Source organism: Pseudomonas sp. 28 E 9, from assembly GCF_900004785.1.
In the GTDB taxonomy this organism is placed as follows: domain Bacteria; phylum Pseudomonadota; class Gammaproteobacteria; order Pseudomonadales; family Pseudomonadaceae; genus Aquipseudomonas; species Aquipseudomonas orientalis_A.
Map to the genome: position 1 here is coordinate 1 of NZ_CVTK01000052.1, position 11,003 is coordinate 11,003.

Here is an 11,003-nt window from a genome sequence, read left to right on the forward strand (position 1 = left end):
GCCATCCCTGGCCCAGTGCGGCTAACCCGGCGTCCTGCCGGGTTACCCACGAATTCAAGCCTGCGTTCGGCCAGCGTGGTTTAACGGGGCGCCTAGGATCAAAAGCAGATCAAGATCAAGAGCGGCTCGCTTCGCATGGTGGTTACGGTTGGGCGCTGCTGAGTTGTGTGGATACCTATGCTCATCGGGGGCAAGCCCCCTCGCACATTTAGACTCGTGTTATGCCTTGATGAAGGTTTCATGCAAGTGTCGCCACAACAGCGCGCCACTTGCCTGCTTCTCAAAGACCACGGTCGCGCGACGATCCGTCCGGGTGCCGCTGTTGTCCACCTGATGCTCCCGATACGTCACCGTCGCACCGCGCGCATGCCGGTCAATCCCGGCCATTTCACTCAAGGTGATTTTCAGCCCAGGACGCATGCCGCCCAGGCGATTAAACAGCGCGTTGACCCCGGCTGCATTGACGCGTGTGCCGGTGGCAGGCGCAACCATGCTGAATTCAGGCGAGAAGCGCGCCAGTAAATTCTGCAAGGTGCCCTCGGGCGCAACGCCGGCGAACCATTGCTCGATTTCGACGTGGGTCTGGATCACTTCTTCAAAAAAATCGCTGTAGTCGATCATTTACAAATTCCCCTTCAAACCAAAGCGTTTCTTCAGTACGGCTTCCAACAACCCCTTGGGCACCAGCGCGGCCATCAACGGCAACGCGCGGCTGCCGTTGCCCGAGCGCAACAGGCGCGGTGGTCGTGCTTGCTGCACAGCCTTGAGCACATCCTCCGCAAATTCACTGGCTGGGGTTGGCTTGTCCTGGGACGCCTGACTGCGCGCACGAATACCTTCGCGCAACGGCCACCAGGGTGATTGTTCGTTGATCAGCAATTCGGCCTGGGCGCCGGCGTTTTTTGCAAAGCTTGTATTGATTGCGCCGGGCTGTACTTCCATGACCCGTACACCGAACGGCGCCAGCTCCATGCGCAACGCATCGCTCAAGGCATGCACGGCGGCTTTGGAAGCGCAGTAGGCGCCGGCGAAGGGCGTCACCAACACGCCGGAAACGCTGCCGATATTCACCACCAAACCTTTGCTGCGACGCAGGGCAGGGAACAGCGCCTGGGTCACGCCAACGATGGAGAACACATTGGTTTCGAACTGACGTTGCATAGCGTCGGTGCCGCCATCGAGCAGCGGGCCCATGGCACCGTAACCGGCGTTGTTGACCAGCACGTCCAGCTCGCCCAATTGTGCGGCCAGTTGCTGCAAGGCGGCGCTGTCGTTGACGTCCAGTTGCACAGCGTTGAAGCCGGCGGCGGCGAGGGCGGCGACGTCGTCCGGGCGGCGGGCGCTGGCCCATACGTTAAAGCCTGCGGTTTTGAAGCTGTCGGCCAAAGCGCGGCCGATGCCGCTGGAGCAACCGGTGATCAGTGCGTTGGGCATGCATCATTCCTTTGTCAGTCCGAGAAACTGCCTTGCAGGTGCTCGGCGCGAAATTCCAGGGTTTGCGGGCGATAGCCGGGGCGTAGGGGCGGTGTGGGCAGGCAATCGTCCCAAGTGGCACCGGCCTGCAATTCGCCGGGGCCGCGATAGCGTGGGGCGGCGTAGACGTTGTCGGCCAGATTCACGGTATCGCCGGGTGCATAGGCGGCGACGCGCCAACGCAGTTCGGTCAAGGGCACGTCGTTGCCGTTGTTCAGGGTCAGTTTCAAAGGACGGTCGGCCGGGCATTCCTGCGGGGCATAGGCGATGCGCAGCTCAAGGCGGGCCAGTTGCGCGGCTTCGCGGTTGTCCAGCCAGACCACCCAAACGGCGACGAAGCCCAGGCCGACGGCCGCCGCCAGCGACACCGGCAACGCTTTGGCCGGGTAGCGCAGCAGCAGGATCAGCCAGGTAATGATCAGGAGAACGCCGAAGAACATGGAGACCACCTCGCATAGGGAACGAGCATCCTAACTTAAGCGTAGGTTGGATTGGTTACCTGGAGCATTGCGTTGTCCGGCCGGACGCATTCGCAGGCAAGCCCGCGATGGCTTACTTACTGAGCAGAAGCATCTGCCTGCGCACCATCAATCGACGCCTCAACCAACGCCAAGCCGTTCGTCGCTACTGTCAGAACTCACAGGTTCTTTTTTTTCGTGTGGCGCTCAGTTTGTTGGACATATCGGTGTGTATCTCTATCTGAAGGAATACGCGGGCATGGACAACGAATCGAGAAGTGACCGTCTGCTACGCACGCTTGTAGTAGATGAGCCAGAACTGCAGGTAGAGGATCTGGAAAAAGTCAGCTTCATCAACGCGATGCAGCAGTTGGGTATGGAGTCGGTGTTCGACATCATTGCCCAACCCAAGCCTCACTTCGTGCAACGTCTGGGTGAGATCTGCGAGGCGGATGGCGAGGTGGCTTATGACAATGCCATGTGCTACGCGGTGCAGATCGGTCGGCTGTACCGTGAACACCGAGTGTCTAGCGGGAGAGCCCAGGATCCGGGTATGCGGACCGGTGTGCGTGCGTTGGTCGATGTCGGGCCCAGTTTCCCTAACCTGTTCAAGGAAAACTGGGATGAGTTCTGCAAAGTGGGCGATATAGCGGCGGTCGACTCGCCGGTGTCTTACCTCTGCGCTCAATATCGTTTCGCCACGCGCACCTTGGAAGGCTCCGGCCAGGGCACTCGGCCCAAGATCCTGTTGGAGACTCGGCGGCGCGATTTGGAGGAGCTGATCATTGACCAGCACAACACCTTTACCCCAAGGCCGATGCTGGAACTGGTCAATGAGATCCTCATGGCCGATATCACCCGCTACCGCAGTGAGATGCCGGATAAGAACAAACCCATCTACGAGGTACTGGCCGAGCGGCGCTATCCGTTCATGTTCCCGTATTACTACCCTCACCACCAATGCCGATTGGGCCTGGCCGAAAAGAAGCTTGAGCTGGGGGAGTTGAGCTATCGAATCAGCTTGCAGTTGCCCATCAGCCAAAGGGGCTTGAACGATTATGGCGTGGTGCAGAATGCCGCAGCGCAAGCGCAATTGTTGATGTCGGGGCTGAGCCCTCAGCAGCAGCAGTTGTTGATCGAACCGTCGTTGTTTACGACGTTTTATCTCTCTAAGGCTGAGCTGACGGGGGTCTGGAGGGGGCCGGGGACTTCCCATCTGAGTCCGCACTCGGCCATCAGGGTTGGTTTACTGATCCCCCCGCAGCCAAGCTTGAAGAGTGTTGATCCTCAGGCGCAAACCTTCGTCAGCAATGGGGGATTGACTGCTGCCGCAGCTATTGAATTCTCGGGGCCTGAAGGTGCTAAACGCGAGGGGCTTTTGTTGATTAATTCATCGTCGCCAAGGTATACGAGCACGTCTTCATTATGGACACCTAATTATCTTCACCCTGCGAACACCTCAACGATCTGCACGGCTATACGCTGGGGGGGAGAAGGGCCGTTTCCAATCGAACCAGGCTATCGAGCCTCATTTACCGTCACCAGCACCAGTGGTACTACCACTCAGCCAGTTTCACTGGCGGTACTCAGTTTCACCATTGTCCTGGACGAGTACGTGACGTGGACCGCCGAGCAGCAGGCTTTTTTTCAGCACAATTACGGTCTTCAAGGTAGTGACATTGACAGCCCACTGGTGCAGCTCGAGACCTTCATGCAGCGCACGGAACTGGATGCCGAGCAGGTCGAGGCGCTTATATCTCAGCGTCAGTATTTCCCCCGTGTATCCCCCAACTGCCCTAGCGGCAATCCACAGTGGACGGGGAGCGCAATCGACAAGGCATACCCGCACGCCTCTCACTATGGCGCGTGTTACGTCAACGGCCATGGCAGTGAGCGTTATGACAGCGGTGTGCCTGTAACCATTGGCTCTACTCGTGCGGACCAATTCGACAACTCCATGGACCTCAGGGAAACCACGACCGCTAACCGCACGGTCTGGTACTTGACTAAAACCTCCCCTCAGCGGTTCGACCGCCTGCAACGGATGATTCGGCTGCAGCGCTGGCTGCAAAAGGACCTGGGTATGAACCTGTCCTTTGCCGAACTGGACACACTGCTCATCTGCGCCATCCGCAGTGAGGGTGAACACAACCTGACCATGGACCTGAACACCAATACCCTGCGGGTCCTGGGTGTTTATCGCTATTTCAGCCGACGTTATGGCATCCAGCCCGAAGAATTTGCAGCGTTCCTCCACGATCTCACGCCTTACGCCACGGGTGACAGGGTGCCGCTGTTTGACCAAGTCTTTAATCCTTCTGCGCTGTTCGATACGCCATTGGTGCTTAATCGAGCCCCCTTCAATGTCCGTGGGACAGACGCTGCGAACAAAAAAATCGTGGCACAACTCTGTGTCGCGCTCGGCCTTGAGCCTACAGAGTCATCGCTTTTTCGCTTGGCCGGCCAAACGAAGGATTTTGTCGGGCCGTTACTCCGTGACCTTGGCACCCTGTCATCTCTCTACCGTCAGGCGCGTATTGCGAAAATGTTTGGTCTGTCTGCGGAGGAAGGCTGGGGCTTGGTGGATATGCTGGGGGGGGTGGAGTACCAGCGATTGCTCTGTACCGGGCGCCTGCTGCAACCCTCCTTGTCGTCCTTCAGTACATGGTCGTTGGCGGCGCGCGGAGACAATGATCTGAGCATCAGGCTGGTGCTGGTGGTCGATGCTGCGCAAGAAGGAAACTTATTGCGGTTGCTGCCAGGTTCCGCCTTGTTTGTGCTGGCGGGGACCGATTTTGCAGCAGCAACTGGCACGCGGGTGTTTACTCTGGAGCGGCAGCCGCAGTATTCAGACGAAGTAAGCTTCGTGCGTAATCTTGATGGCAGCACGCTCACGCTTGAACCGTTGAGCGCGGGTGGGACGTTGTCGCTCAGCGGCAAAACCCTTTCAAGGTCCGCATGGGAAGTGATAACCGACCAATCGTCTTCCATTCACGACCTGCAAGTGAAGTGCGGCGCGCTGCCCAAAAAACTTCTGCCGACGGTAGAGGTTTGGGAAAAGAATGCCCTGGAGCCCGCGCCTGACGTGCTCGATGTGTTGATGCAGATGGATTGGGCTGTGAATTGGCTCAAGGACAGCAAGCAAAGTGTTACCGGGGTACGGCGCGCCTTGGGCCTGGAGCCCGGGGATTACCTGCCGCCCCAAGGTTTGGTGGACCGCTTGGGTCTATTGGCTGCCGCGACGCGAGAGGTATTGATTACCGACGAGCAGATCTCGGCGCTGAATCTGCCTGTCTATGAACGCCCCAGCTCCGCCGGCGCAAGAGAACCCATCAAATGGCGTGAAGTGCTGCAGTATTTGCTGGACCCGCAGGGGCTGGTGAACGCTGTTCCGCTCACAGGTCTCGAAGACCCCCATCACTACTTGCAAGACGCTATTGAATACCGGGTGGGGCAACTGAACCTCTTCCCTCATGAGCGCGAGAAGAGCGTAGCGGTACTGACTGACCTGCTACTGGCCGGCCATGACCGCCAACTGCGGCTGATCGAAGGTTTGGTACAAGAAATGATCAACCTGCCGATGGACCGCACCCAGGTTGTATTACGTTGGGCGCAGACCTCGGTTCACACCCTGTTGTCCGCGGTGTTGGGGTTGGCTACCGCAAGCGCTACCGATTCGTTGCTCAGTCAATTCGAGCGAGTCCTGCGCCATGGCAAAGTGGTGATGGACCTGCGGTTGAGCACCAGTGCCTTGCGTGTATTTTTGCTTAACCCCCAATGGCTGGGAGTCCTCGGTAAAAATCTGGAGTTGAATCTCAAGAGTTTCTACCTGCTGAGCCGCTACAGCCAGTGGTTTCATGGCCAAAGCCAGGCGGAAGAGGCGTTGCTGGGTTACTTCATTGCGGCCAACCCTGGGAAAACAGCGCTCAAAAACAAAACGTTGCGCGCAGCGGTCAGCGACCAGGCCGCTTCCGTATTGGCCCGGTTGGTGGGGTGGCAGCACGACGAAGTGCATCACCTTTTCCAACAGCTGGCGCAAAAACGCGCCTGCTCCATGGCCGACATCGACTGGATACTGCGCAGCCAGGCCACCTGTGCCGCCAGTGGCCTGGCTGCGGCGGACTTGCTCAGGGCCGCCGCCCTGCACGGCGACAGTACAGGTACGGCCTGGCAAACGGTAGGCGATGCGGTCATGGCTGCCCGGCGCTGAGCGCCTGCACACTTTCATGATGAATGAGGAGCGAGCATGTCCAGCTCAATCGATAGTCAGCTCAACGAAACCCTGCGCGATGCCTTGGTGGCCTACTATCTGGATGAGGTGGTGCCCAATGCCCCGGAGTTTGTCAACGCGCAGTTAAGCGACAAAATCAAGACCGCCAACGATCTCTACCAATACAAACTGTTGGATGTGCAGGTCAGCCAGGCCGTACCCACCAGCCCGGTGGCCTCGGCCATCGCCAGTATTCAGCAGTACATCAATGCCGCGCTGATGGGCATGGAGCCTGGCTATGAAACCGAGGTGATGGAAGATCATCTGGTCAGTCAATGGCGCGAGATCAACAGCCAGTACCCGATCTGGGCCGCCAACCAGCAGTTGAGCTATTACCCGGAACTGTATATCGACCCCTCGTTGCGCCTGACCAAATCCAAGTACTTCCAGCAGCTGGAAAACGACCTCAACCAGAACAAGATCCATATCGACACGACACAAGAGGCGGTGCTGTCTTATCTGGCGAGCTTCGAGGAAGTGGCCAACCTGACGATTATCAATGGTTACATCAATACCGCCGATTTCAAGAACGGCATGTATTACTTCATTGGCAAGTCCCGGGCCGAGAGTGTGTACTACTGGCGTTCGGTGGATATGTCCCAGCGTACTTACGTGAACCTCAACGGCTCGGACCCCGACCGGCCAAAGTTCGATTATCCGCAGCCGGGGGCGTGGTCGGACTGGCACAAGGCTAACCTGCCGATTTCGGCCAGTGCCATTGAGCGCACAATCCGGCCGGTGTTGTTCAATAACCGCATATTTGTATTTTGGGTGGAGTGTGTCGATAACAGTCCGTCCAGCATGACGGTTGTACAGGGCTATCTCGAAGGTACACCAAAGCCGCCTGACGCGGGCTCACCGGAAACCAAGGTGCACAGTAATCCGATGTTGCGTTTGAACATGGTTTATAAAAAATACGATGGCAGTTGGAGTGTGCCGCAAACCGTCATTGAAGCCTGGAGTGAGTCGCCGTTGTTCAAGACTATGGATTTGGCGGAGTTGGTTGATAGCATTGCCGTGGCCGACAGTTCGACGATGCCGGATTCGCTGTTTGTGGCTATGTATGCAGGGTATATCGCAGGTAATGCGATGGACGGGGCGGCGGATCAATATGCGTTTTTAAAAACAGCGATGATCGACAAAAACTTTAATATAACGGCGCTGTTTCCCAGCCGAGGGTATGTGCCCATTGTCGGGGATAGTACGGAGATCAAAAAACTGCATGTTTTGAAGGTGGGGCGGCTATTTGCTAAGGATAATAAAGGGGGGTTTCAGTTCGAGGTGCCTGGGCTGAGTATAGCGGTGAAAAGTGTTGAGTCGCATCGACCGCATCAAAATTTGGATGGTTGGGATTTTGAAGGGAGGCAAGTTGCGATTGTTAGTCCGATCCGTGGCGTTGATGTTGTATTTGATAAGATTAAAAATGTAATTAACTTCAGCTCTAAAGTCTCGGCTTCTTTTTCAATGCGAACTGTGACGTTTACTATGGAGGCTTATTATTGGTTGGCGAATGATCGATATAAGCTTGAATTGGTTCTTCCCGCAATTCCAGAATCGACTAGTGATTATGAGGTGCTTTTGGAGGGCTCGAGAATTCAAGTGTTGAGTGGTCAGCTGTTTGCGTCCGGGGGGGAATGTAGATTTGAATTTATTTATTGCGGTGGGATAGTAGAATATGTAGTGCGTGATTTTTTACGTGATACGCCAGATCTTTTGCATTGCACTCTTGGTGTGCCGGATGCAAACGGCTTTATATCAATAGCCTCTAAGGTTTTTAAAAGTGCGCGGCGAAAATATTTTGATCGGCCAGATTTTCAAGCAAAAAGGATTAAGGGGAACTTGAGGGGGGAGGTTTTTTGGTCTGATACCTTGGAGTTTATAAAATCTCGTATTTATTCCTTCCAACACGTTATTCTTCGGCCTGTGAATCTGAGTGATCCGATGCCAGCTAACCCCGGCGCGCAGTCGCTTTGGTACTCAGCCGGTTTTCCAGTAATAAATCCTCCCGATACCCATACACTAGAGCTCCCCATTAACCCTGAGACCCTGTTGCCTGATTGGCCTGGCACCTGGCCTACCGGTTCGAAAAAAATCCCGATTATCCATGGCATCAAAGTATTTGATAATGTCACTTGGGCGGTCTTGGGACATGCCCTGAAAATGACCTACGTAGAACTGGAGCTTGTCACCCAAGTCACCACACCGCTGATTGCCCCTCGTATCAACACTCGCGTCAGCCCAACTCTGGGCGCCGCCGAATTTATCGACTTCACCGACTCGGGCATCAACCTAAACGACGCCGGCACCGCCCCACGCCAACCCATCCGCATGAACACCCTGTTTGCACGCGAATTGATCAACCGCGCGAATATCGCCCTGGAAAACCTCCTGTCCTGGGGCACCCAGCTCCTTGAGGAGCCCCCTCTTGAACCACCTGCAATGATTAACCAGATGGATTTTCACGGTGCCAATGGATTGTATTTCTGGGAGCTGTTCCTGCACCTGCCCTTCATGGTCAGCCATCGCCTGAACCAGGAGCAGAACTTCGAGGGCGCCGAACATTGGCTGAGCTTTATCTTCGACCCCTCGCGCAAAAAAGACGAGAAGGGCCGCCCGGACTACTGGAACGTACGGCCATTGATGGATGACCCGGTGGAAATGGACTATGTCACGCGCAAACCTGCCGACCCGGACGGTATCGCCAGCAGCCACCCGGTGCGTTATCGCAAGGCGATCTACATGTTCTACATCAAGAACCTGCTGGATCGGGGCGACGCCGCCTACCGGCAGCTGACCCCCGACAGCCTCGCAGAAGCCAAGCTGTGGTATGTGCGCGTCCTTGACCTGCTGGGGCCGCGCCCGGATGTCAAGGTGGTGTCTCATTGGCAACCCATGTCCCTGAAAACCTTGAGCGACGCCAGCAACCCAACATTGCGCGAGTTCGAACAGCGCCTGATCCGGCAAGACCAACTGCGCGAAGAAAGCGCTGCGGCCAACCATGGCGAGTCGCTTTACCAGTTTGCCGAACCGCCGCTGTACCTGCGCACTTTTGCGCCTGACCCAACATTGCTTGAGCTGGATAACGCCTACCTGCGCTTGCCCTTCAACCGTGAGCTGGTGCAGAGCTGGGATATCGCCGAGGCGCGCCTGGAGAACCTGCGTAACAACCGTACGCTGGATGGCAAACCCTTGATGCTGCCGCTGTTCACCGCCCCCTTGAACCCGCGCGACCTGTTGGCTGCGTTTGGCCAGGGCGCGGCCTCTGGTGGTGCTGTGCGGTTGTTGGCCCAGGAGGTACCGCACTACCGGTTCAGCGTGATGCACAACCGTGCCAGCAGTGCAGTGGAAACCCTGATTCAGTTCGGCAGTAACCTGTTGTCGTTGATTGAACGTAAGGAGCAGGCGCAGCTGCAAGAACTGCAATACCACCAGGCGTGGGAGTTCGCCCAATTTGCCGTGGACCTGCAAGAACAGGCACAAAGAATCGATGCCGAGCAGAAAAAAGCGTTGGAGGCGAGTAAGGCGCTGGCCCAGGGGCGCTTGAGGTTTTACAGTAAGTTGGCCGATGAAGTGGTGAGCGTCGTTGAAGTCACCGCAGCGTCGCTGCACCTGGTTGGTCAGGTGGCAGACGGCGTCAGTCACGCAGCCAGGGCCGTAGGCGCCGGCATGAAGATCCCTCCCAATGCGTTCGGCGCTGGCGGGGGGGCTATTGCTGGCATGGCCGGCGGTATTGTTGCTGTAGGGTCCTCCGGCGGGTGGCGCCTGGAGGGCGTTGCCGAAATGGTCAGTGCTTTTTCCGCAGCCGCGGCCACAAGGCTCCATGGTACCGCGGAAGCGGCGGATCGCGCTGAACACTTCCGCCGCCGCCACCAGGAATGGATGCAGGCCCGTGATCAAGCCGCGTTGGAAATTACCCAGATCGAGGCCCAGATGCAGGTGCTTGAAGCGCAGGTCCGTGCCACCACTCTCCAATTGAACCAGTCCCGCACCGCCCAGGATCAGGCACTGGCCAGCTACGATTTTCTACGCACGCGTTTCAGCAATGCGCAACTCTATCAATGGCTCAACGACCAGTTCGCGACTTTCTATTACCAGGCCTACGATGCCACCTTGGCGCTGTGCCTGGCCGCTGAAGCCTGTTGGCAATTTGAACTGGCCGACTTCAGCACACGCTTTATCCAGGCGGGTGTCTGGAAGGACAGCTATCGAGGCCTGAGCGCCGGCGAGGCGTTGAAATTGTCATTGTTGAAAATGGAGTCGGCGTATCTGAGCCGCAATGAGCGACTGCTGGAAATCACCAAAACGGTGTCCTTGCGCCAACTCAAGGCCCAGGATCCGAACTCCGCCATCAATCAGGACTGGGACACCATCCTGCTTGGCCTGATAGACAACGGCCGCGCCGATTTCGAGTTGACCCAGCCGATGTTCGACAGCAATTACCCAGGGCATACCGTGCGTCGCGTCAGGCGTATCAGCGTGTCGTTGCCGGTGCTGCTGGGGCCTTACGAAGACATTCACGCCACCTTGACCCAAACCTACAGCGCCGTGCAGATAGGCGACACCCTTAAGGAAAACCTGCGCGCCAGTCAGCAAATCGTCTTGTCTGGCGGGGTGGATGACGACGGGCTGTTCACGTTCAGTTTCACCGATGACCGTTACTTGCCCTTTGAAGGTACGGGCGCCATTTCACGCTGGGCGTTGGAATTCACCTCTACCGACCTTGTGGCGCGAGAGCGCCAGCTCAAATCGCTGACCGATATCATCCTGAAACTGGATTACACGGCCAAGGCTGGCTAGGAGGA

General features: G+C 57.0%; 5 protein-coding genes. 2 read left to right on the plus strand and 3 right to left on the minus strand.

The window, feature by feature from the left end:
- Positions 1-219 precede the first annotated feature (219 nt).
- The 3 genes from BFQ00_RS19300 to BFQ00_RS19310 are packed head-to-tail and all read right to left on the minus strand — an operon-like array spanning position 220 to position 1,913.
- A complete protein-coding gene (locus BFQ00_RS19300; protein WP_065934422.1) occupies positions 220-621 on the minus strand; it encodes a DUF4440 domain-containing protein in 402 nt (133 codons plus the stop codon).
- A complete protein-coding gene (locus BFQ00_RS19305) occupies positions 622-1,434 on the minus strand; it encodes an SDR family oxidoreductase (protein ID WP_065934423.1) in 813 nt (270 codons plus the stop codon).
- A gap of 14 nt (positions 1,435-1,448) precedes the next feature.
- Positions 1,449-1,913, minus strand: coding sequence for a multidrug transporter (locus BFQ00_RS19310; RefSeq protein WP_065934424.1), 465 nt, complete (start codon positions 1,911-1,913; stop codon positions 1,449-1,451).
- Between the two features lie 277 nt (positions 1,914-2,190).
- Here BFQ00_RS19310 and BFQ00_RS19315 point away from each other — a divergent pair, with 277 nt between their 5' ends.
- Both BFQ00_RS19315 and BFQ00_RS19320 read left to right on the plus strand, forming a co-directional pair.
- Positions 2,191-6,141: a Tc toxin subunit A gene (locus BFQ00_RS19315; protein WP_065934425.1), complete on the plus strand. Its 3,951-nt coding sequence runs from the start codon at positions 2,191-2,193 to the stop codon at positions 6,139-6,141.
- Positions 6,142-6,177: 36 nt separating this feature from the next.
- On the plus strand, positions 6,178-10,998 hold the full coding sequence (locus tag BFQ00_RS19320) for a Tc toxin subunit A-related protein (protein ID WP_065934426.1): 4,821 nt from the start codon (positions 6,178-6,180) through the stop codon (positions 10,996-10,998).
- Positions 10,999-11,003: the final 5 nt, after the last annotated feature.